This is a genomic window from Amycolatopsis jejuensis (genome assembly GCF_000717335.1).
In the GTDB taxonomy this organism is placed as follows: Bacteria; Actinomycetota; Actinomycetes; order Mycobacteriales; family Pseudonocardiaceae; genus Amycolatopsis; species Amycolatopsis jejuensis.
The window spans coordinates 19,003-41,236 of record NZ_JNYZ01000017.1 but is presented as its reverse complement, the minus strand read 5'-3'; the positions used below and the strand labels follow the sequence as shown (position 1 = coordinate 41,236).

The 22,234-nt window shown below is 70.0% G+C and carries 21 protein-coding genes and 1 tRNA gene; 4 read left to right on the top strand and 18 right to left on the bottom strand.

Annotated elements, in window-relative coordinates; genetic code table 11:
• Nucleotides 1-72: 72 nt before the first annotated feature.
• The 4 genes from OO71_RS23670 to OO71_RS23655 all read right to left on the bottom strand — a co-directional run bounded on the left by OO71_RS23670 (nucleotide 73) and on the right by OO71_RS23655 (nucleotide 3,071).
• Complete coding sequence (locus tag OO71_RS23670; RefSeq protein ID WP_033292067.1) at nucleotides 73-885, bottom strand: hypothetical protein; 813 nt, start codon at nucleotides 883-885, stop codon at nucleotides 73-75.
• The gene (locus tag OO71_RS23665) at nucleotides 882-1,442 is read right to left on the bottom strand and encodes a SigE family RNA polymerase sigma factor (RefSeq protein WP_425388699.1); all 561 of its coding nucleotides are present in this window, start codon (nucleotides 1,440-1,442) and stop codon (nucleotides 882-884) included. The genes OO71_RS23670 and OO71_RS23665 overlap by 4 nt, the downstream gene beginning before the upstream one ends.
• A gap of 124 nt (nucleotides 1,443-1,566) precedes the next feature.
• Nucleotides 1,567-1,920: a DUF952 domain-containing protein gene (locus OO71_RS23660; protein ID WP_033292066.1), complete on the bottom strand. Its 354-nt coding sequence runs from the start codon at nucleotides 1,918-1,920 to the stop codon at nucleotides 1,567-1,569.
• A 275-nt stretch (nucleotides 1,921-2,195) separates the two neighbouring features.
• Complete coding sequence (locus OO71_RS23655) at nucleotides 2,196-3,071, bottom strand: DUF5926 family protein (protein ID WP_033292065.1); 876 nt, start codon at nucleotides 3,069-3,071, stop codon at nucleotides 2,196-2,198.
• A 77-nt stretch (nucleotides 3,072-3,148) separates the two neighbouring features.
• Here OO71_RS23655 and OO71_RS23650 point away from each other — a divergent pair, with 77 nt between their 5' ends.
• Nucleotides 3,149-4,306: a cytochrome P450 gene (locus OO71_RS23650; protein WP_033292064.1), complete on the top strand. Its 1,158-nt coding sequence runs from the start codon at nucleotides 3,149-3,151 to the stop codon at nucleotides 4,304-4,306.
• Here the strand turns inward: OO71_RS23650 and OO71_RS23645 are convergent.
• From OO71_RS23645 to OO71_RS23600, 10 genes are all read right to left on the bottom strand, one after another.
• On the bottom strand, nucleotides 4,303-5,208 hold the full coding sequence (locus OO71_RS23645) for a DUF4328 domain-containing protein (RefSeq protein WP_084145225.1): 906 nt from the start codon (nucleotides 5,206-5,208) through the stop codon (nucleotides 4,303-4,305). The two genes, OO71_RS23650 and OO71_RS23645, sit on opposite strands and share 4 nt — an antisense overlap.
• Nucleotides 5,209-5,913: 705 nt before the next feature.
• A complete protein-coding gene (locus OO71_RS23640; protein ID WP_033292063.1) occupies nucleotides 5,914-6,261 on the bottom strand; it encodes a rhodanese-like domain-containing protein in 348 nt (115 codons plus the stop codon).
• 52 nt (nucleotides 6,262-6,313) lie between these two features.
• Entirely contained in the window at nucleotides 6,314-8,104 is a 1,791-nt protein-coding gene (locus OO71_RS23635; RefSeq protein ID WP_033292062.1) for a sodium/solute symporter, read from the bottom strand.
• A 56-nt stretch (nucleotides 8,105-8,160) separates the two neighbouring features.
• Complete coding sequence (locus OO71_RS23630) at nucleotides 8,161-8,670, bottom strand: hypothetical protein (RefSeq protein WP_033292061.1); 510 nt, start codon at nucleotides 8,668-8,670, stop codon at nucleotides 8,161-8,163.
• A 6-nt stretch (nucleotides 8,671-8,676) separates the two neighbouring features.
• Entirely contained in the window at nucleotides 8,677-9,507 is an 831-nt protein-coding gene (locus OO71_RS23625; RefSeq protein ID WP_033292060.1) for a LytR/AlgR family response regulator transcription factor, read from the bottom strand.
• A 104-nt stretch (nucleotides 9,508-9,611) separates the two neighbouring features.
• Nucleotides 9,612-10,457: a S49 family peptidase gene (locus OO71_RS23620; RefSeq protein WP_033292059.1), complete on the bottom strand. Its 846-nt coding sequence runs from the start codon at nucleotides 10,455-10,457 to the stop codon at nucleotides 9,612-9,614.
• An 18-nt stretch (nucleotides 10,458-10,475) separates the two neighbouring features.
• Complete coding sequence (locus OO71_RS23615; protein ID WP_033292058.1) at nucleotides 10,476-11,786, bottom strand: sensor histidine kinase; 1,311 nt, start codon at nucleotides 11,784-11,786, stop codon at nucleotides 10,476-10,478.
• 229 nt (nucleotides 11,787-12,015) lie between these two features.
• Entirely contained in the window at nucleotides 12,016-12,876 is an 861-nt protein-coding gene (locus OO71_RS23610) for a DNA-formamidopyrimidine glycosylase family protein (RefSeq protein ID WP_033292057.1), read from the bottom strand.
• Nucleotides 12,877-12,914: 38 nt separating this feature from the next.
• A complete protein-coding gene (locus OO71_RS23605) occupies nucleotides 12,915-13,355 on the bottom strand; it encodes a hypothetical protein (RefSeq protein ID WP_033292056.1) in 441 nt (146 codons plus the stop codon).
• A gap of 70 nt (nucleotides 13,356-13,425) precedes the next feature.
• Nucleotides 13,426-14,961 carry a zf-HC2 domain-containing protein gene (locus OO71_RS23600; RefSeq protein WP_033292055.1) on the bottom strand — a complete coding sequence of 512 codons (1,536 nt, stop codon included), beginning with the start codon at nucleotides 14,959-14,961 and terminating at the stop codon, nucleotides 13,426-13,428.
• A 211-nt stretch (nucleotides 14,962-15,172) separates the two neighbouring features.
• On the opposite strand from OO71_RS23600, the gene OO71_RS23595 reads away from it, so the two are divergent.
• Nucleotides 15,173-15,245: transfer RNA gene (locus OO71_RS23595), tRNA-Gly, on the top strand.
• A gap of 717 nt (nucleotides 15,246-15,962) precedes the next feature.
• Nucleotides 15,963-17,429 carry an alkaline phosphatase family protein gene (locus OO71_RS23590; RefSeq protein ID WP_033292054.1) on the top strand — a complete coding sequence of 489 codons (1,467 nt, stop codon included), beginning with the start codon at nucleotides 15,963-15,965 and terminating at the stop codon, nucleotides 17,427-17,429.
• A 60-nt stretch (nucleotides 17,430-17,489) separates the two neighbouring features.
• Here OO71_RS23590 and OO71_RS23585 read toward each other — a convergent pair whose 3' ends face one another.
• From OO71_RS23585 to OO71_RS23570, 4 genes are all read right to left on the bottom strand, one after another.
• Nucleotides 17,490-17,891, bottom strand: a complete 402-nt coding sequence (locus tag OO71_RS23585) for an Imm7 family immunity protein (protein WP_033292053.1) — start codon at nucleotides 17,889-17,891, stop codon at nucleotides 17,490-17,492.
• A gap of 26 nt (nucleotides 17,892-17,917) precedes the next feature.
• Nucleotides 17,918-18,427, bottom strand: a complete 510-nt coding sequence (locus OO71_RS23580; RefSeq protein WP_425388698.1) for a DUF2716 domain-containing protein — start codon at nucleotides 18,425-18,427, stop codon at nucleotides 17,918-17,920.
• A gap of 225 nt (nucleotides 18,428-18,652) precedes the next feature.
• Nucleotides 18,653-19,273 carry a hypothetical protein gene (locus OO71_RS23575; protein WP_033292051.1) on the bottom strand — a complete coding sequence of 207 codons (621 nt, stop codon included), beginning with the start codon at nucleotides 19,271-19,273 and terminating at the stop codon, nucleotides 18,653-18,655.
• Between the two features lie 74 nt (nucleotides 19,274-19,347).
• Complete coding sequence (locus OO71_RS23570; protein WP_033292050.1) at nucleotides 19,348-19,839, bottom strand: hypothetical protein; 492 nt, start codon at nucleotides 19,837-19,839, stop codon at nucleotides 19,348-19,350.
• 1,543 nt (nucleotides 19,840-21,382) lie between these two features.
• Between OO71_RS23570 and OO71_RS50960 the strand changes: the two genes are divergently transcribed.
• Complete coding sequence (locus OO71_RS50960; protein ID WP_051792007.1) at nucleotides 21,383-22,144, top strand: hypothetical protein; 762 nt, start codon at nucleotides 21,383-21,385, stop codon at nucleotides 22,142-22,144.
• The last annotated feature ends 90 nt before the right edge of the window (nucleotides 22,145-22,234 follow it).

Genomic DNA, 22,234 nt, shown 5'->3' with positions numbered 1-22,234 from the left:
GGACCGCCGGTCGGCCCGTCACCCGCTACACGAGCGGCGACCGACCGGATCGACATCGGTGGGCAGAAGTTTTCAGCAATCCGGTTTCTTGGCCCGCACCTCGACGCTCTGCACCTCGCCCGCGGAGTCCAGCGTGAAGTGGTACGTGCCCTGGTCGCCGGTGGGCGACACCAACCCGCTCGACGACTCCGACGTACCCGGGTAAGTCGCCGTGACCTGGTCCTTCGACGAACCGTCGCCGACGCCTTCCGGGGTGTGCGCGGCGCCGTCCGGCTTCACCGCGACGACCCCGTTGTCCGGCGACACGACAGCCGTCCCGGCGGGGACCCCCGCACCGCCGACGCCGTAGTACGTGCAGCCCGCCGACTCCTTCACCGGCGTGAGCGTGACGCCCTTCTCCGTGAGCTGCTCTTTCGTCATACCCAGCTTCACCGCGCCGAGGCCATCCGCGGTCACCAGCGAGCCCGAGGCGACCTTCGACGGCGTTGTCGACGGCGCAGTCGGCTTGGAGTGATGCGGCCGCGAGGGCGGCACAGTCTGGTGAATCTCCCCGGTGCCCGGCGGCTGGACCGGCACCGGAACGCGCGTCGGCTCCGGAACCGAAGGGGACCCGGGTACCGCGGCGGAAGTCGTTTCGCTGGGCGTGACCTGTCCAACGGACAAATCCGCAGCTCCATCCTCGGTACGCAGCTGAATCACCACCAGCCCGGCCGATGCCACCGCGAGCACGCAGACCGCCCCCGCGGCCGACGTGAGCACCCGCTGCCGCCGACGACGCCGCTGCGCCCCCGCCACGATCGCGGACGCGGCATCGTCGGCAGGCTCGACGGCGAACCGGTCGTCGGCGAGGAGCGCGCGCAACTGCTGTTCGAGATCGTCGCTCACTGCCCATCGCCTCCTTCCTGCTGCCGGAGCTTGACCCGCAACGACGCAATCGCCTTGCTCGCTTGGCTTTTCACCGTCCCCTGGCTGATGCCCAGTGCCTCGGCTATTTCCACTTCGGACAGTCCTTCGTAGTACCGCAACACCATCACCGTGCGCTGCCGCGGCGGCAGATCCCGCAGCGCCTGCCACAGCGGCTCGTGCTCGAACGGATCCTTCGGCGCGTACGGGCGCGTGTCCGGCAGATCCGCGACGAGGTTCTCCCGCCGCGTCCGTCTCCACCGGCTGACGTGCGCATTCGCCATCGACCGCCGCACGTACGCGAGCGGGTCGCCGGTCTTCTGCTGCACGTACGACCAGCGCGCGCCCATCTTTTCGAGCACCGTCTGGACGAGGTCCGCGGCGTCGTGCGGGTTCCCGGTGAGCACGTGCCCGTAGCGGAGGAGCCCGGGCAGGACGTCGCGGACGAAATCGGCGAATTCGACGTGCGCGACGGCCTCCACCCGGCGGTCCGCCCACGGCGGATCACCGCTCGCGATGAGGGAGGCGGCTGCCGTCACCGTATCGCCCCCTCCCCGGATGACCTCGCCGAGCACCGGCTCCTCGTCATCCCCACCACGCATGGCCGCCCCCGAAGGTTGTCCCGCCGTCGTCGCTACTTTCCGTGTGCTGTGGACAACTTGCTCAGCGCACTGAAAGCGACTCGGGCAGCGTCCGCGAGCCATCCGGGTCAGTGGGGAAATCGTGTACCGCGACGACAGCGTTTCGCGGGATCGGACCGTAGACGTGCGGAAAGAGGATCCCGCGCGGGTCCGGCGGCACGCCGTTCTCCCAGCGGACGGGCGCGTCGACCAGCGCCGGATCGACCTCGAGCAGCACCAGACCGGCCTGACCGCGGTACAGCGCGTTGGCGGGCAGGGCGACCGTGCCCGGGTCGGAGCAGTGGATGAACCCGGCGTCGTCGAGGGACGGCGCCCGGTATTCGCCACCGTCGGGTACGGCCGCCCACTCGTCGCGGGTGCAGATGTGGAGGATCACGGGACAGATCCTCCACCTGTGGACAACCGGGAGCTATCCCCAGGTGGACAACTCGCGGCTATCCCCAAGTGGACAACCGGGAGTTACCCCAAGTGGACAACCGTGAGCCATCCACAAGTGGATAACCCGCGCCCATCCCCAATGGACAACCCGCAGCCGTCCCCAAGTGGACAACCCGCGACCGTCCCCAAGTGGACAACCCGCAGCCGTCCCCAAGTGGATAACCCGCGCCCATCCCCAAGTGGACAACCCGCGACCGTCCACAAGTGGACAACTCAGCGGATGGTGAGCTGGCGCCCGATCAGGCCGTCGCGGGCGCGGCGCTCGGCAGCGTTGAGGGGCTCGGCGTCGAGGGACTTGAGTGCGTCGTCCAGCCGGGCGCCGAGCTCGTCCTTCGGCTCGGCCCATTCCCGTGCGTGTGCCTCGGGGTCGAGGTCCCATACCGGGACGAGCAGGCCGTGCGCCCGGAACGAACCGGCGTACCGGGTGCCCTCGCCGAGCCCGAGCGTGCCCGCCGCGGACAGCCGCGCAAGCGCTTGCAGCAGCAGGTTCTCCGGTTCCGGCCGGACCCAGCGCAGGTGTGCCTTCTCCCCGGCCAGCACCCAGTACGCACCGGTGCCGAGCCGTTCGGTGGGCATGATCGCCGCGTTCGCGCGCTCCAGCGACACCGCGACGTCCCCGCTCGCGTCCGCGTCCTCGGGCAGCCACCAGGCGAAGTCCTCGTGCAGGGTGACCTCGAGTTCCGCGCTCGGGGCGAGCAGGTCCTGCAGGCGGTTGTGCTCGTCCGGGTCGGTGGGCGTGGTCGTGTCGGGCACGTACAGCACGGCGCCCGGCGCGGCGTCGAGCAGCCAGCGCAGCGACCGGCCGAGGTCGCGGCTTACGTCGGACGAACGGGTCTGCACCTGCAGTCCCACGTAACGCTCGCCGTCCGACCGGACGAACGCCGCCGCGGCCATGGGTAGCACCGTGCCGAGGGTGACGTCACCGCCGTCGGCGAGAGTGAGCTTCGCCGTCGCTGACGGGACGAACTCGCGCAGCGCGATCAGCTCCGGCTCCGCCGCCAGACCCTCGAACGGCTGGCCGACGAAGATGTCGCGCACCTTCGGCTTGCGGTCCGGCTTGGGACCCTTCTTCCGTGCGCCTTTACCCACTTCAGCCTCCTCGCGAACTCGTCGGCAGACGCTATCGAAGAGACCGGCTACGCGGGCGCGCGGGTTAGAGTCGGCTCGTGTTCGACCCTCGCGATCCCGCTTTCCTCGCCGACCCGTACCCAGCCTTCGCCGCGCTTCGCAGCGAAGCCGACGTACACCGCCACGACGGCCTCGGCATCACCATCGCGGTTTCGCACGCGGCGTCGGCCGCCGTGCTGCGCCATCGCGGCCTAGGTCGGATCTGGACCGACGCGCAGCCCCTGGAGCGCTTCGCGTCCTTCAACCTCCTTCACCGCAATTCGTTGCTGGAGAACGAACCTCCGGCGCATACCCGGCTGCGGCGCGTGATCGCCGGTGAGTTCGGCCGGGGTCACGTCCAACGGCTGCGGCCCATGGTCGGGGACATCGCGGTGTCCATGGTGGACACTCTCGCCGCGAAAATCGCCGCCGACGGCAGCGCCGACCTGCTCGAGCATCTCGCGCAACCACTGCCGGTCGCGGTGATCGCCGAACTGCTGGGGGTGCCGGTCGAGGACGGGCCGCAGCTGGTGGCGTGGAGCAACGCGATCGTGAAGATGTACGAATTCGGTCTACCCGAAGCCGGTCGCGACGCCGCCGAGCAGGCTGCCGCCGATTTCGTCGCGTACCTGCGCGAAGTCGTCCGCGGCGAACCGCGCGGCATCGTGCGTGACCTGGTCGCGAGCGAACTGACGCCCGACGAGGTCGTTGCCACCGCGGTACTGCTGCTGATGGCCGGTCACGAGGCGACGGTGAACGTGATCGGCAACGGGGTCACCGCGCTGCTCACCCACCGCAGCGAATGGGACCGGCTCCGCGCGGACCCGACCTTGCTCGACACGGCCGTCGAGGAACTGATCCGCTTCGATTCGCCCCTGCAGTTGTTCGAGCGCACAGCAACCGAGGACGTCGAAATCGCCGGCCACCGCGTGGGGAAGGGCGACAAGATCGGTGCGCTGCTCGGCGCGGCGGCGCGGGATCCGAAGGTGTTCGACGCACCGGACACACTCGACGTCGGCCGCACCCCGAACGCCCATCTCGGCTTCGGGATGGGCATCCACTACTGCGTCGGCGCACCGCTGGCCCGGGTGGAAATCGCCGCCGCCCTGACCGCGTTGACCAGCCGATTGCCGGACCTCCGCCTGGCCGCCGAACCGGAACGCCGGCCGGAGTTCGTCATCCGCGGGCTGCGGACGCTCCCGGTCACCCAGGCTTAACGCGCAGCGCCGAGCGGGCGCGCAGTGCGCAGCTCCGGGTCGGGCGCGCCGGTGACCTTGAGCACCCGCAGGTCACGCAGCCGTACCGGCGCGATCGGCATCAGCAGGTGCGAGAACCGGCGGATGACCAGCGCGGTGACGATCGCGAGCGCCGCCGCGGCGAGGTCGGTGAGCGCGACGAGGACGACGCTGTCGGCCAACGCCTGCACGCCCGGCCGCATCCGCCAGACGATCGTGACCGCAAGCATCACCCAGTTCGTGAGCCAAGCGCCCCACCAGACGAGCACGAGCCGCGACGGTTTCGGGCGCCCGTCGCGCGGACGGCGCAGCACGGCGTGCTCCAGCTCGCTGACCACTGATAACGCGAGCGGCAGGTTCGCGACCGGTACCAGCACGCCGACGAGCACCTGCCACGTCGGCCGCGCGGGCTCTTCGCCGGCTTCGTCGGCCGCGGCGCGGCGAGCGACCAGCAGCCACCAGAGCGACAGCCCCGCGGGCAGTAGCGAGAAAATCGTGGTGAGCAGGCCGGCGAGTACGACGAAGGCGTCGGAGAACGCGACCACGCCGGTCGTCAGCGCGGAATCCCGGCTCTGCACCAGGAGGACGTACCGCCAGACCTCCGCCGCAGCCGCGGTGACGGCCAGGACGGCGAACGTCCAAAGAATCGTGGTGAGGCTCCGCGCGAGGACGGGAATGCGGTCGATCGGACGGACCTCGCCGGACGCCGTCCCCGGCACGGCCGTCGGACGGCGCCAGGTGAGATTCGGGAACCCCCACCGCGGCGGCGCGGGGTAGGACGGCGGGCCGGAGTAGGGGATGACGGGAACGGCCCGCCGGCGGCGGACGGCACCCGGCGGCGGCGAGGCGACCCAGCGCAGCCGGGCTCCGCGGCGAGGCGGCAAGGGGGCGGCGGTCCGGTGGACGTGACCCTGTGGCGCGGAGGTGAACGGGCGGGGCTGGTGCTCGCGATGGGGCGGGCGGGGCGGTTGATAGGGGTTGACCTGCGGCTGGGCTGGAAGCGGGGCGGGCTGGCTGCCCTGCGGCGAACCCGGAACCACGGCGGGCTGGGTGCCCTGCGGCGAGCCCGGACCCGGCGCAGGCTGGCTGACCTCCGACGGACCCGGAAGCGGGGCAGGCTGGCCACTCTGCGACGGGAAAGATTGCTGGCCCGGCGGGGTGGGTTGCGGGCCTGGCGAACTCGGTTGCTGGCCCGACGGGGTCGGCTGCTGATCCGGCGAACTCGGTTGCTGACCCGACGGGGCGGATTGAGGGCCTGGTGAACCCGGTTGCTGACCCGGCGAGGTGGCCTGCTGGCCCGGAGGACTCGGTTGCTGGACTGGCGGGGTCGGTTGCGGGTCCCGCGAACCCGGTTGACGACCCGGCGAGGTGGGCTGCTGACCCGGCGAACCCGGTTCCTGACCCGACGAAGCGGATTGCGCGCCCGGCGAACCCGACTCCTGCCCCAGCGAACCCGGTTCCCAACCAGCCGAACTCGCTCCCGGCCGCGAGGCACCCGCCCGCTCAGCAGCGGCACGCCCCCTAAGACCCGAAGAACCCTCCCCAGGAGAAGGATCCGGAGCAGCGGGGAACCGGTCAGCAGCCATCCGTCACAGGACCTCGGGATCGGCGCCCGGGTTTTCGCTCACCATGCGGCGGCCTTCGCGGGCCCAGGACCCCATGCCGCCGGCCACGTTGACCGCGTCCCAGCCGCTTGCGTTCAGCCAGGCGGCTGCGCGGGCCGAGCGGCCGCCGGAGCGGCAGATGACGTACACCGGCTCGTTCTCGGGGAATTCGGTCAGCTCGCCGACCCGGGCGGGCAGTTCGCCGAGCGGGATGTGGACCGCGGCGGGGGCGTGGCCGGCGGCCCACTCGTCGTCTTCGCGGACGTCGAGCAGGGCGACGTCCGCGGGCAGGTCGCGGACCTCGGCGGTCGGCAGTTCAGCTGGGCTTCCCACAGTTCCATGCTCCCATGTCGTGACGTTGTGCGCGTGTGAACAACGCTAACCGCTAACCCCTGCGGTGGCGCCCCCGGGCGGCCCGCAGCTTGTCCTCTGCCTGCCCGAACCGGGCGACGGCGCGGTCGTGCATCAGGCCGAGCGGGTCGGGGGCGTGCAGGCGCAGCATGATGTCGTTCACCAGCTCGGGGCGCCCGTACCGGGTCAGCCGGCTCACCACGTACGTCACCAGGAACGCCGCCGGCACCGAGATCAGCCCGGGCTGCGCGGTGTACCAGGGCGGCGTCACGCCCGTGTACCCGCAGACGATGTCGTACACCAGCGCGCCCAGCACCAGCCCGCCGCCGACGACCATTCCCGACAGCGCGCCCGGCCAGCTGAGTTTTCGCCACCAGATGCCGAGCAGGAGCATCGGGCTGAACGTCGACGCGGCGAGCGCGAACGTCATCCCGATCGACAGCGAGATGTCCTCCGTGCGCAACACGAGCGTGAGCGCCAGCGGGCACACCGCGACCAGTGCCGTGGCAACGCGGAAGTCCTTGACCCGTCCGGGAAGTACGTCGGTGGACACCACTCCGGCCACGCACACGAGCAGCCCCGACGAGCTCGACAGGAACGCCGCGAACGCACCGGCCGCCACCACCGCGGCCAGGATCTGCCCTGGCCAGCCCGGTAGCAACGCGGTCGGCAGCATGAGCACCGCCGCGTCGGTCTTACCGGTGAGCAGCAGCTGCGGTACGTACATCCGGGCGAGTGCGCCGAGCATCGTCGGGAACAGGTAGAACAGCCCGAGCAGCAGCAGCACGTGCACGGTGGTGCGGCGCGCGGCTTTGCCGTCGGGGTTGGTGTAGAAGCGGACCAGCACGTGTGGCAGGCCCATGGTGCCGAGGAAGAGCGCGAAAATCAGCGAGTACGTCTGCAGCAGGTCGGTGATCTTGCCGGACGACGGGTGCAGCCACGAATCGTTCGACGCGGGCGCGTCGCTCACCACCGGCACCGGCGTGCCCGCGGCGAACTCCAGCGTCGTACCTTCGGACACCTTGTGCGGCACGAGCGGCGACCAGCGCGCCATGCCGCCCGCCGGGCCGTCGTCGATGCGGCCGTACGCGTAGAAGTAGGTCTCAGTGGTGACCTTCACCGTGACGTCGGTCTGCACCGACACCTTGGTGTCCTCCGGGAACACCGGCGGCGCGGGCGCACCCAGCGCACGCACGCCGCCGGGACCGCCACCGGTGAAGAAAACCATGCACAGCACGAAAGTCGGCACTGCGATCGCGAACAACTTGAGCCAGTACTGGAACGCCTGCACCACGGTGATCGCGCGCATCCCGCCGGTCATCACGTTGACCGCCACGATGAGAATGACGGCCGCCGCGCCCATCCAAGCCGGCACCGGCAGGATCTGCGCGAGCGTGAGCCCGGCGCCCTGCAGCTGCGGGACCATGTACAGAATTCCGATGAACACCGCGAACGCCGTCGCGAAGCGGCGCAGGCCGAGCGAACCGAGACGGGCCTCCACGAAGTCCGGCAGCGTGTAGGCGCCGGACCGGCGGAGCGGCGCGGCCACGAAAAGCATCAGCGCGAGGTACCCGGCGGTGAACCCGATCGGGTACCACATCGCGTCGGCGCCCTGCTTGAGCACGATCCCGGCAACGCCGAGGAACGACGCCGCCGACAGGTACTCCCCGGAAATGGCCGCGGCATTGCGCCGGGACCGCACGGTGCGGCGGGCGACGAGGAAATCGTGCGTGCTGGTGGCCGAACGCGAGGAGCGGTGCCCGAGGTAGTACGTCGCGAAAGCGACCAGCGCGATGCCGGTCAACGCCCACGAGTTCAGCTGCACGGCTCGAATCCTCGCACGAGCACCCGCTCCGGTGACGCCCCGCGTCCGCGCGCGGGTCAGTTCTCGATCATGTCCACGAAGTCGCGTTCGTGCCGTTCGGCCAGCCGGTTGTACCAGAGGCCGACGGCGAAGAGGAACGGGAACGGCAGCAGGCCGAGCACGAGCCACGGAATCGGGATGCCGATCACGGTGAACCGGGCGACCGACGGCAGGAAGTAGAAGAGCGCAGGAAGCACCCCGAGCGCAACCGCCACCAGCACCCCGAGCAGCACCGACGTCCGCAGCTGCACCTTCACCAGGTCGCGGATCAGCAGCTTTCCCCAGCTGGTCTGTTCCTCCAGCTCGACCCGTCCCCGCATCCGGCCGGACGGCTGCCGCGAGTCGGCGAGCACCACGCGTTCCCGCTTCGGCTTCACGTGTGCGGGCTCGCTGGAACGGGACGGTTCGGTTACCGCGGCCGGGACAGGTTCCACCACCGCGCGGTCCTCTGGCCGCACGCCCAGCGTCGGGTCCGGTTTGCGGACACCGTTCGCGAGCCGGTGGTACGGGTCTTCGGGAGAGTTCATCGACGGCTAGCCCCGGCCGGAGCCGACGATGCGGTCTTTCAGCGCCCGCGTGTGCCGGCGGCTGACCGGCAGCACCTTCTCCTCGTTGCCGATCACGACCTGGTAGCCGCCCTGACCCATGCGCATTTCGGTGATCAGCGGCAGCGCGACCAGGAACGACCGGTGGATCCGGACGAAACCGGCCTTCTCCCAGCGTTCCTCCAGCTGGGCGAGCGGAATCCGGACCAGGTGGCTGCCCTCGGTGGTGAACAGGCGCGCGTAGTCGCCCTGCGCCTCGACCCAGCGGACCGACGAGCGCGGGATCAGCTTCGTGGTACCGGCGAGCTCGACCGGGATGACCTCGTCGTCGTTCTTCACCGGCTCGCCACCGTTCTGGCCGGCGGGCGGACCCGCGGCCGCGGTGAGCTTCTCGCGCACGCGCGCGACCGACCGGTCGAGCCGGTCCTGCACGAACGGCTTGAGCACGTAGTCGACGGCGCCGAGGTCGAAGGCGTTGACCGCCTCCTCCGCGTGCCCGGTGACGAACACCAGCACCGGCGACGGGTTCATCGCCGCGATCACCCGCGACATCTCCATCCCGGACAACCCGGGCATGTCGATGTCGGCGAACACGGCGTCGACCGTGGGCAGCCCGCGGGCGCGGCGGCCGGCCAGCTCCGGGTCGTCGTGCGAGAACAGCCGCAGCGCGTCGGAGGCGTCCGAGGCCTGGAAAACGCGGTGGATGTACGGGTTGTTCTGCAGGCAGTGGCTGAGTTCGTCCAGCCCGGCCAGCTCGTCGTCCACGGCGAGGACGATGAGTTTCCGGGTGTCGTCGTGAGCACTCACAGTGAGACGCATCCTGCCGATTGCCGGGTGCAATGTCCAGCCCCCGAATGCCGGTCGACCCTTCGGTACGCGCGACGTTCCCCGTTTGTCGCACGCACCGGTCACCGAGGGTGTAATCAGAGGCCGAACTTCGACCAGGCGGCCTTTGCACTCACCGCGTCCAGCAGCGCGCTCGCCGCCGCGGGCGCACCGAGCCCCAGGCGTGCGAGCAGCGGTTTCTTGGGCTCCGCCACGGAAATCTCGGCATCCGGGTACCGCTCGGTGATGACCTGGCGCAGCGAGCCGACCCCGTCCACCAGGCCGAGTTCCACGGCTTTCTGGCCGAGCCAGACGTCGCCGGTGAAGAGGTCCTCGGTGGCCGAAAGCCGGTCGCCCCGGCGCTCTTTCACCCAGTCGACGAACAGTTCATGTAACTGACTGTGCATTTTCTTCAGCCACTCGACGTCCTCGGGCTTTTCCGGGCTGAACGGGTCGAGCCGCGATTTGTTCGCCCCTGCCGTGTGCAGCCTGCGCTCGATGCCGAACCGCTCGATCAGGCCGGTGAACCCGAACCCGCCGCTGATCACGCCGATCGAGCCGACCATCGACGTCCGGTGCGCGAAGATCTCGTCGGCCGCGCAGGCGAGCCAGTATCCGCCGGACGCCGCGACGTCCTCGGCGAACGCGAGCACCGGCACGCCCTTGTCGTCGGCCAGCTGCCGGATGCGCTCGGCAACCAGGCCGGACTGCGTCGGCGCGCCACCCGGCGAGTTGATCTGCAGCGCGACCGCCTTGAGCCGGTCGTGCCCGAACGCCCTGGTGAGCGCCGATTCGACGGCCCCGAGGTTGATCGCGCCGCGGGCCAGCGGCGACGGCGTCGGCGTGATCACCCCGTGCAGCTTCACGACGGCGACGACGTCCTTGCGGTCACCCCGGTCGCCGAGCACGGGAATGCGGGAGGTCAGCTTGTCGGTCACGCTCATCTGCCCAGGCTAACCAGTTCAGTGGGCAGGCAGCATTCCCGAACGCGAGCCGTGTACCCCGTCGCGCTCCGGTTCCTCCTCGATCAGCGGCGCGGGCGGCTGCTGCGGCGGCACGTCGGCCGAGTAGTCCGGCATGTTCGGCCGCACGCCGAGCTTGAACTTCGGCACCCGCAGCGTGACCTTCATGCCCGCGCCGGGCGCGGTGTCGACGGTGAGCGCGTAGTCCTCGCCGAACACCTGCCGCATCCGCTGATTGATGTTGCCGAGCCCGACGTGCGCGCCGGTGCGGTGCGCGTTCTTCAGGTCGGTGAGCTGCCGCGGGTCCATGCCGATGCCGTCGTCCTCGACGCTGATCACGGCCTCGTGGCCGTAGTCCTGCGCGATCACCGTGACGCAGCCGCCGCTCGGCTTGCTGGCCAGCCCGTGCTTGACGGCGTTTTCCACCAGCGGCTGGATGATCAGGAACGGCACGACGACGCTCAGCACCTCGGGCGCGATCTTCATCCGCACCTCGAGCCGTCCGCCGAACCGCGCGTTCTCGATGGTGAGGTACCGGTCGATGTTGCGCAGTTCCTCGGCGAGCGTGGTGTACATGCCGGAGGTGCGGAATGAATAGCGCGTGAAATCGGCGAAATCCTGAAGGAGTTCGCGGGCTTCCTCGGGATCGGTGCGGATGAGCGCGGAAATCGTATTGAGCGCGTTGTAGACGAAATGCGGGGAAATCTGCGCGCGCAGGGCTTTGATTTCGGCCTGCTGCAACTGGTTTCGCGATTCTTCCAGCCGCGCGAGCTCGAACTGGGTACAGACGAACTGGCCGACGGCCTCGGCCATCTGCACCAGCTTGCCGCGCGTCCGTCCGACGACGATGAGCGTGGCTTCCGCCTCGCCCTCCACGAGAATCGGCACGATCGCGGCGGTTTTCATCTTGCAGGTACCGCGGTGGTTGCACGGCATCCGGTTGTGATCGGCGACCGCGCGGCGGTGCTTACGCAGCGCAGTGCCGACATCCTCGACGACGTCCAGATAGTGGTCGGTCGCCTCCCCTGCCCAGGACAGCAGGGTGCCTTCACTGTCCGTGATGCCTACCGCGAGGCAGTCGAGCACCTCGAGGAGCTCGGCCGTCATCCGGTTGGCGGCCTCCTCGTCGAGGCCGGCCCGCAGGTTGGGGGTGGCTTTGGACATGCGATGGACGGCCTGCAGGACAGCGTCCTGGATGACCCCTTTGGGGCGGCGCGCCCGGAAGGCCAGCACCAGCACCACGATCACCAGGATGCCGACCAGGGTCCAGGGGACGACCTGCGCGAAGGGGAAAGCGGACACGACGTCCATGCTCTGCGCTCGACCGACCGGGTGCAAGGGTTGCTCCCCACTTTCTGTCCAGTTACGACGACCGAGGGTGGGGGGAGCTTATCGTTACTCCCGGTTAGGGTGATTCGGCTGGGCCGTTCGGGTGGCAGGCTTGGCGTTGCGTTGCGTTGCGTTGGGCCGGAAGTCCGTGAAGGGAACCATGAGGGAATCAGATTCCGTGAAGGTGGCCTTCACGGAACATCGCCGGGGGTTACTTGAGCAGTCTCGACATGCGGCGGTCGGCGAGGGGTTTGCCGCCGGTTTGGCAGGTCGGACAGTACTGGAATGACTTGTCCGCGAAGGAGATTTCGCGGATGGTGTCGCCGCAGACGGGACACGGCAGGCCGGTTCTGGCGTGAACGCGTAGGCCGGAGCGCTTTTCGCCCTTCAGGCGCGCGGCTTTTTGGCCTACGGAGCGGGTCACGGCGTCCGATTCGATCTCGTGGATCGACTCGGCCAGGATTTCCAGCGCACCCTCGTCCAGTTTGCCGACCGTTGCGTATGGGGAGAGCTTCGCGCGGTGCATGATCTCGTCCGAATACGCGTTGCCGATGCCCGCGATCAGGGACTGGTCAGTCAAGGCCCATTTCAGCCGCGTGCCCTTGCCCGCGAACAGTTCGCGCAGCTGGGTCGCGTCGACGGTCAATGCGTCCGGGCCCAGCCTCGCGACACTGGCCACCTCCGACGGGTCCTTGACGATCCACACGGCCAGGCCTTTTTTCGTGCCTGCCTCGGTGAGGTCGAAGCCGGGGCCGGACGCCGAATCCAGGTGGACCCGCAAGGAGATCGGGCCCTTACCCGGCTTGAGCGGGGCCGGGGCGAGCCCGTCCGACCAGCGCAGCCAGCCGGCGCGGGCCAGGTGCACGATCAGGTGCAGGTCGCCGGCCACCAGGTCCAGGTGCTTGCCGTGGCGGGTGGCGCCGGTGATCTCGCAGCCGTGCAGGTCGGTGTAGGCCGGGGTAGCCGTCTTCAGCACGCTGAGCGACGCGACGTCCAGCCGGAAAATCGTGGCACCCACGGCGTGTTCACGCAGGTGATGGGCCAGTGCTTCGACCTCGGGCAGCTCGGGCATGGCACCAGTCTCGCGCGCCGGACCCGTTCCGGCCAGGCCTATTCGACCGGGTGCAGCGGACCGTCGAAGTCCGGCAGCGAATGTTTCTGGATCGTCTTCGAGATCCGCTTGACCTCGCCCGACACCGTGAACATGCCGCGGATCGTGCCGACCCAGCGCTCCGACGGGCGGTCCCCCGCCACGTCACCCTCGGTTTCCGCGACCACCGTCCACGGGCGGCGCAGGATCCACCGCAGCGGGAAGAAGAGCGCCACCAGCACCAGCGCCAGCAGTACCCACGCGGGGATATGCACCACGTCCGGCGTCCACACCACGAGCGCCGCCACGAGAACCACCGTGACGACGACCATCGCGATACCGGGTCCGTAACTGCCTGCGACGTCGTGTTCGAAATCGTCCGCCGTGGCGGGCGCACGCCACTCCATCTGGGCACGGACCACCCAGTCGCGGCCGTCTTCACCGCGTACCAGCCGGTTCATCCTGTTGCCTCCCGGGCGACGCTCGAGGTCTGTCAACGCTACCGTGACGGCGCCGCCGAGCGCGAGGTGGTCACCCGGAGTGATCGGTGGAATGCCGGGTTTTGGCTGTTCGGCGATGCGGGGCCGCCGAGGAATCGGCCGAACCGGTGACACTCTTCCCGGACGTGGCGCCCGGCTCCGGGCAGTCCGAGCGCGAATGCCGCGACCCGGTGGGCGTGATCGTGATCGTGATCAACGGCGGCAGGTACGACGTCGGCGACGGGAAGTACGACGTCGGCGGCGGCACGTAGGACGGACGCTCGCTCGTCGTGGACGGGCTGCTCGAGTTCGTGGACGGGTCCAGATCCGACCGCGATTCGGTGTTCGACGACCGGCTCGTCATCGGTGAACGCGGTGCGTGCGGCGAGTTCCCGGGCAAGTCGTCACGCGGCGAAACCCCCGAGGACTGGCCGTGGTCTTCGGCAGGGGGCGGCTTGACCGGCTGGAGGTCCGGCACCTCGGCCGCCCCGAGATGCGGCGAAGCATCCGGCCGGACCGCCGGACGGACCGGCCGCGCACTGCCGTGCAACTTCCCCGTGACGACCTGCGGGCCCTGCTCAACCTGTGGCGGTGGCGGCGGCGCAGGCGGCTGCAACGCCAGCTCCGGCGCGCCGCCGTTGAGCCCGAGATTCTGCGCCGGATGCGAGCCGAAGACGAGCGGACCAGCGGTGAGACTGACCGCCCCGGCCGCGGCCGTCGACGCCAGCGCCAGCCCGACCTTCACCTTCGACCCGAACAGCACACTCTTGACCGTCGCGGCGACCCCACCGGCCTTGCCGATCCCGACCAGCGCCGGGATCGCGAGCACGAGCACCTCGGCGTGCGCCCGCAAGGACGAGCAGACGTCGCGCAGCTCGTCCTGCGTCGCCCGGCACGACGCGCACCCCAGCAGGTGCGCCTTGATCCGCTCCGCCTCCGCACCGGTGACGCTGCCCGCGGTGAACCCGCCCAGCTTCTCGACCACCGCACGGCACGTCTCCGGACCGCGGTTCACCGACAGATGCGCCTGCAGGTACGCCGCGCGCAGCCCCTGCCGCGCGCGCCGCGCGAGCGCCGCCGTCGCATTCGCCGACAACCCGAAGTGCGGCGCCACCATCGCCGGTTGCTCGCCCTCGACCTCGGTCTGCCACAGCACTGTGCGCCACCGCTCGGGCAGGCTCGTGAACGCCGTGGTGATCAACGTGTGCTCGGCCGTACGGGCGTGCGTGTCCGCCCCGGCGCCGGCGCGAAAGGTCAGCTCGTCGTCGGTGACCGGGACATCGCGGCGCGCACCGTGCCACTCCCACGACACCCGCCGCGCGACTGTCAGCAGGTACGCCCGGATGTAGTCACGCGGACCCGCACCGCGGCGCAACGCCTGCAGCACCCGGAAAAACGTCTCGGCAGTGATGTCTTCGGCCTCGGACCGGTCCGCCGCCAAGCTCTGCGCCAACCTGCGCACCGCCGCGGCGTGAAGTTCGAACAGCTCCCCGAACGCGGCGTCCTCGCCGTCGCGGAGCCGCTTCAAAAGTGCCTGCTCGTCGGATTCCGAGGCCGCTGGTGGCGGCGCCGTGCCCAGCTCGGTCATCCGGCAAGGCACCTCCTCCCCCGAAGGACTCACCACTGAAGTCGATTGGGGACACCATACGGAGCATGACGCCCGTCGTCACCCCTTGTACGCCCGACGTGACACGCGAGCACCACGTCCGAGCAGCCCGAACTCCCGCCGCAGGGCCCCCGAAAGTGTCACCCTGGCCACGGTATAGAGTGTGTTCAACACCGAGCACCAAGTAGTTCACGCGGATGTAGCGCAGCTGGTAGCGCATCACCTTGCCAAGGTGAGGGTCGCGGGTTCGAATCCCGTCATCCGCTCTCGGGACTGGGGACCGTGTATCCACGGAGGGCGTGGATCTCGGTCCCTCGTCATATCCCCCGGGGGGCCGAGCCCCCCGGACCCCCCGCGGTGCTATCCGTGCCCCATTTGGTTTGGTCCAGGGGCTGGGTTCGTTGGGTGTTGAGGTGGCCGGTTTGGGCTTGTCCGGGGGGCGAGTTCATGTGGGTGTGCCTGTTTTGGAGTCGTCTGGGGTGTGGGGGCTCGCCCACTTGGTGGGTCAGGTGCCGTTTGGATTGGTTTCTCGGTGTGGGTGAGCATCTGCGGGCGTTGATGTGCCCATTTGGCTTCGTCCTGGGATTTGGGGGCTAGTCCCGTGGGCGGTGATGTGCCCGTTCTGGCTTCGTTCGGAGTGTGGGCGAGTTCGCTGGGGTGCTGAAGTGGCCGGTTTGGCTTGGTTCCGAGGTGTGGCGGGCGCTGGCGGGCGGTGAGGGGTTGGTTCGCCCGGTGCTGCGGGAGTGGGGCGAGCCCTGGGGCGTTGAGGTGGTCGGTCGCTTGGGTTCGAGGTGGGGGCGAGTCCGCTGGGCGTTGAGGGTGGCCGTTTTGGCTTGGTTTCTGCGGGCGGTGAGGTGGGGGGCGGGTGTTCCGGCGGGGTTTGCGGGGCTGGGTGTGGGGGTGGGGAGTGTTTTCATTTTGTTTTTTTGGTTCGTTTTTCTTTGTCACCGTTGGGGGTGATGTCGGGTGGCCAGGGTGGGGGCATGAGCGAACTGACACGTCGTCGGGTACTCGGAACTGCGGCTGGGGTGGGGGCTGCGGCGGCGTCCGCGACCTTGCTGCCTGCCAGTGTGCGGGCGGCGTTGGCGCAGGGCGAACCCCGGCATGGGTCGCTTGCCGACGTCGAGCACGTTGTGTTGCTGATGCAGGAAAACCGGTCGTTCGACCATTACTTCGGGACGTTGTCCGGGGTTCGCGGGTTCGGCGACCCGCATGCGGCCCGGCTGCCGGACGGACGGTCCGCCTTCTACCAGCCGGACACCGAGAACCCCGCCGGGTACGCGTTGCCGTTCCACCTCGACACGCACGCCACGAACGCGCAGAAGATCCCGTCCACTTCACACGCGTGGCAGGTCCAGCACGACGCACTCAACGGCGGCAAAATGGACAACTGGCTCCCCGCGCACCGCAAGGCCGACGGCAAGAACGGGCCGTACGTGATGGGTTACCACACCCGCGCTGACCTGCCATTCCAGTTCGCCCTCGCCGAAGCGTTCACGATCTGCGACGCCTACCACTGCTCCGTGCTCGGGCCCACCTGGCCGAACCGGATGATGTGGATGACCGGCACCGTCGACCCCGACGGCGAGCACGGCGGGCCGATCCTCGACAACAAAGCCCCGGCAGGCGGCTACACGTGGACCACCTACGCCGAACGGCTGCAGGCCGCCGGGGTCAGCTGGAAGGTGTACGAGCAGAGCGACACTTACGGCTGCAACATGCTGGAGAACTTCGCGAACTTCAAGAACGCGCCCGCCGATTCGCCACTCGTGGTCAACGGGACCACGCACCGGCCCGAGGGCCAGTTCGAGTACGACGCACGCAACGACAAGCTCCCTACGGTCTCGTGGATCATCTGCACGTCGACCGCGTCGGAGCACCCGAACTACACGCCTGCCGAGGGTGCCGCGTTCGTCGCGTCCAAGATCGACGCGATCGCGTCGAACCCGGAGGTCTGGGCGAAAACCGCGTTCATCCTCAACTACGACGAGAACGACGGCCTCTTCGACCACGTCATCCCGCCCACGCCGCCGCCCGGCACGCCGCACGAGTACGTCACGAAGACCTCGCCCGGCGGTACCAAGGGCAACGGCCTGCAGGTCGGCGCCGGTTACCGGGTCCCGTGCATCATCGTGTCGCCGTGGACGGCGGGCGGCTGGGTCGCGACGGAGAACTTCGACCACACGTCGACGCTGCAGTTCCTCGAGAAGGTCACCGGAGTGGCGGAACCCAACATTTCCGACTGGCGCAGGCGCACCTTCGGCGACCTGACCTCGGCCTTCCGGTTCCGCGAGCACAAGGCGAAACCGCCGACGCTGCCCGACACCTCGGGTCCGCTGACGCTTTCCCGCTACGAGGCCGCGAACCTGCCGGCGCCGAAGTTCCCCGGCACCGGCCAGCAGCCGCCGCGGCAGGAACCGGGTCGCCGTCCGCAGACTCCCCGGCACTGACGAAGTCCGTGAAGGGAACCATGAGGGAATCTGCTTCCCTGATGGTTCCCTTCACGGACGTCAGAGCTCGTAGGTGTCCAGGATCGTCGGGGCGACCGGGGACAGGTGGGGGTCGGCCTGGGGCGTGACCTGGCCGCGGGCCATCCGGTACACGCGGAAGTCGTTGTCGTGGTCGGGGTCCTGGTCGTCCCAGACGTGCAGGAGGCCGTAGGAGCCCGGGGCGAGCTCGCCGATGCGCGCGAACGTTTCGAGCAGCTCCGGGGCGATGGCGCCGCCGTGCTTGTCCAGACCACCCAGGTGCAGCATCGGCAGTCCGGAACTCCAGCGCAGGTCGACCAGGTCGAGCGTGCCCGCGTCGCGGAGGGAGCGATGCACGCGGTCGACGAGCCGTTCGAGGAGCGCCGCGTCGTCGTCGCCACTCGTGGTGGCGGCGATGGTCACCCAGCCGTGGTATTCGAACACGCTGGAGACGGTAGCAGCGCCGGTGATCAGCGGGTGAGCGCCGACGGCTGCCCGTCCCGGCGCAGCACGCTCGCGAGCACGCCGTCGCCGTGTTTCTCGACCGCGGGCAGCAGCTTGTCGCCGAACACGCAGAGGGTGCGCTCCCACGGATGGCCGAGGGTGCCGTAGCCGAAGTCGGCGGCGAGGAACAGGTGGTAGTCGCCGCGCGGGAACACCGGGACCGGCCAGGCCGCGGTGTCGGCCATCCGGTGCGGCCAGAACTTGAACGACTGGTGCTGCCAGTGCAGTACCCACAGCCACTCGTCCTCGGCGACGGTTTCGCGCAGCGCAGCGAGCACGACGCGCGCGACGTCGTGCTCCTCCACCGCGTACGGCCCGAGCCGGAACTCGGCCGACTCCCGGTCGTACTCCCCGGTGGACAGATCCCACGTCGCCGACGGCACCGGCTCGCGGAACCCGGGCCAGTCGTGCGCGAAGGTGCTCGGCCAGAACCTCAGCTTCTCGTGGACCCAGTACCAGGCGGGCTCGTCGGCCACTCGCGAGAGCGGCTCCCAGGCTGCAGCATCGTTCACTTGTCGACCTCGAAGTCATCGACCGGGCTCGAAACTGCCGAAAGCTTCGTGTCCGGGGCCGGGATTGTCCAGTCCACGGGGGCCGAGCGCCAATGCGTCACTCGACCGGGTGGCCTGCGGACCGGGAACAGGGCTCCCGGTCCGCAGCTACCTTTACCCGACGCCTTCCGAGGCCCTGCGCGCAGCCCGCTAAGCAGCGCGCCAGAGCGTGACGAACGCCGACGCCTCGCTGAACGCCCACGGCCGCAGCCGCTCCCGATCACGCGCCGACAACGTGTACTCCTTCGCCCGGCGGACGTCCACGACCAGCGCCTCCCCGCCCGGCAGCAGGTCCGGCATTCCCTCGGTGAGCAGCCACAAGGCGAGCTGCGCGGCGTCCCGGCCGAGCGGCTCCTCCTTGAAGTACAGCCAGGTGGCGTACCGGTGGCCGTTCGTTTTGCGCAGGCCGAGCTGCGGGCGGAGGCCGATCTCGAGCTCGCCGAGCGCGAACCGCGCGTGCCCGACTTCCAGCAGTTTCGGGTCTCGCCTGCCGAGGTAACGGAGCCAGCCGTCGGCGATGGCGGCGTAATGCGGCCGGGTGCGCTCATCTGCGTGGTGGACGAGCGCCCGCATGGCCACGTCGTCCTGCCGCGCCGCGCGTCCGGCGCGGATCGCGTTGGCCGCGCGCCGGTAGTAGTTGAACGCGGCCCGCGCCGGGTCCTCGTACAACCGGCGCTGACGGCGGACGAACGACGAGCGCGACGGACCCGTGCTCGCGCTGTACCCGACGAACGTGGGCAGCGTGACGTAGGCCGGCGTGGGAGAGGTCATGGGCGGCCGCCTTCCGGTGATGTTCCCGCAGTACCTGGCCCATTTTAGAACATATGTACGACAGTTTTTGCCGCTCAACGGGTGACGGGCGGCCATGGTCCGGCGAGCACCGCACGGGCGTGCTGGAGGACTTGCTGTTCGCAGTAGCTGACCGGGGTGACGTCGGTGGGGATCCAGGAGGCGAGCATCGCCAGCCACTGCCGCAGCTCGTGCAGGGCGGCAGGGTGCCCGAGCCGATCGTCGAGGCTGGTGACGACGTTTGCGCCGGCGGTCAGCGAGACGTCGCCGCGCACCATCTCGCCGAGCTGCTCGCCGAGGAGCTGCCATTGCGCGGCAGTGGCATCGGGCGGGAGTTCGATGCCGAGCTCCTCGACAACATGTGCGAAAGCGTCGGTGACCGCCCGATGGTCCCGATGGTCGAGACCGGCAAGCGCAGCCAGCGACGGCGCCCGGAGCCCTTCGCCGACGGCCCGCTCCCCGGCCGCGACGAGCTCGGAAGAAGCGACGTCGAGCCCGGCGAGCCGGTCCACGGCCAGAGCAGCAAGCGCACCGCGCGCGGAGGACATGCCCCCGATCCTACGGAGGCGGGGACATCCATGAATGATCTCCCGACCGGCGCCGCACAAGGTCGCAACCCGTGGAACACTGTCGCCCGAACCGGTGACAGGGGGTTGCGTGATGAGCTGGCAGGAAGAGCTCCGGCGCCTGGACGCGGAACTGGCCGCGGGCCGCCTCGGCCACGCCGCCCACCGCCGCCAGCGCGACGAACTGCTCGCGGAGGCATCGGGTGGGGCAGCAGCGTCTCCGGTGGCGTCGCCGTTGCGGCAGGAGACTCCTGGCGGGGGTGTCGGAGCGGTGGGGAGTGGCCAGGTCGGCGGGGCTGGCCAGACGGACGGGACCGGCAGCCCGGCAACCGGCGCGACGGCAACGACGGCAACGACGGCAACGACGAGCAGCCAACCGGCAGGGACTCCGATGACAGGCGAAGGCACTCCCGCCGCGCAGCAGACGGCAGCCACGGTGCAAGCAGCGGACACTGCACCGCCGACGGCACCGGGGCCTGCTGGAGCCAATGCGCAACCTGCGGCTGAGCACACTCAAGCGGGCACGCCGCAGTCAGCGGGAGCAGCGGTCTCGCCTCAGCCCACCGCAGCTACGCCGAGCTCAGGCGCGCAACCCACGGTTGAACACAGCACCCAGACGGGTACGACCCAACCCGCCGCGGCCACGCCGCAACCGGCGTCCGGTGCCCAACTCGGGGGGTCCACGCCCGGATCGGCAACCTCCAGTTCGCAAACGGTTGCGCTTCCGGTGACGGGAGCCGCGCGGCAATCGGCTGTACCCAGCTTGCAGGTGGGTGCGGCACCGTCTCAGTCCGCCGCTTCCACGCCACCACCGGCGGCGTCCAGCACGCAGGGAGCGACGTCCGGCATGCAGGGGGCGACGTCCGGCGGGCAAGGAGCGACGTCCGACACGCAAGCGTCGTCCGGCGGGCAATGGGCGGCGGCCTCGCAATCGGGAGCCCCGCAAATGCCCCCGGCTCAACCGGCTGCGCCGCAATCGGCAGCGTCCGCGGGGGGTCCTTCGCCGTGGGCTGGGCCGAATGCCGGGGGGTCCGGTTCGCCGGGGAGCTGGCAGGGGGTTCCGCCGGTTCAGTGGCACACCCCCGGGCAGCAACCGGTGCCCGGGCAGCCGGGGCCGATCGTTGCCGGGTGGGCCAGTACCAATCCGGCGATGCCGTCGGCGGCCGGGCTGCCTGCGGTTCAGGCCTGGCAGGCGCCGGAGGCTCCCGTGCAGCCCTGGCAAGCGCCGGGGACTCCGTCCGGCCAGGCTTGGCAAGCCCCGGGGACGCCAGCCGACCCCCGGCAGATGCCGGGAACACCCGCCGACTCCTGGCAGGCGCCCGGGACGCCGCCTGACCAGCAAGGGCAGCAGACTCAGCAACTCCACCCGGGGTACCAGGGCATATCGGCGCCGGGCGCTCAGCAAGTCCAGCAGACCCAGCCCGCACAGCAACCTCCGCCAGGGGCCCAGCAAACGCAGCCAGCGCCGCAGACACCACAAGCCCAGCCCACGCAGCAAACGCCCCCGGCCCAGCCACCGCGTCCCGTGCGGTCCCGGGCGGCGCTCGGGGGCTCCGACGTACCCACCACCGCGCCCAGCCCGGCTGATCAAAACCCCACCGCGACGCTCGGGGCGATCGGGCAGCCGGAGCCGCGGCGGTTGTGGGACGAGGCGCCCGAACCGGCGCGGAAGAGGCCGACCTGGGTGTTTATCGCGGTCGGGGTGCTTGTTGTGCTGGCGTTGGTCGTCGGGGGGATCTGGTACCTCGGCAGTGACACCGGCAAAGACACCGCCGCGCCGCCGCCCTCCCCGGCACAGCAGCAGAAACAACCTGCCTCCCTCGAGGACAAGCTGCCTGCGCTCCCCGGGACGCCCAGCCCGGACAACTCCACCATGGCGCTCGACAAAGCCGTCCAGCTCAAGGCCGTCTCCGACGCCGACGCCAACCTCATGAAGGCCGCCGGCGCCGATCAGCTCGTCTACCACTCCTACGGCGAACCGGCCGGTGGCACGATGCTGCTCGCGGTGCCGACTCCGTCGGGGGCGCAGGCCGGGCAGCTCGTGCAGGGGCTGCGGCAGAACCTTGTCACCGGTGGGTTCGACAGCAGCCCGCTCGGACCTGCCGCCACCGATCTTCTCTACGCCGGCAGCAGTCCGGCCGGGCGGGTGCTCGCGTTCTGGTACACGTCCGGTCCGGTGGCCGTCGGGATCGGTGTGTCGGGGCCTGCCGACCAGGATCCGGCGGCTCTGCGGTCGCGGATGGAGCAGATCCGCGCGAAGGTCGCGGCGGCGCTGCCGGCCGGCTGAACGGGGCCCGCCACGGTTGGCGACCCGCGAGGTCACGTGGGGTGGCGGCCGTGCACAATGTCCACGTCGTCACACACCTCGGGTCGCGGC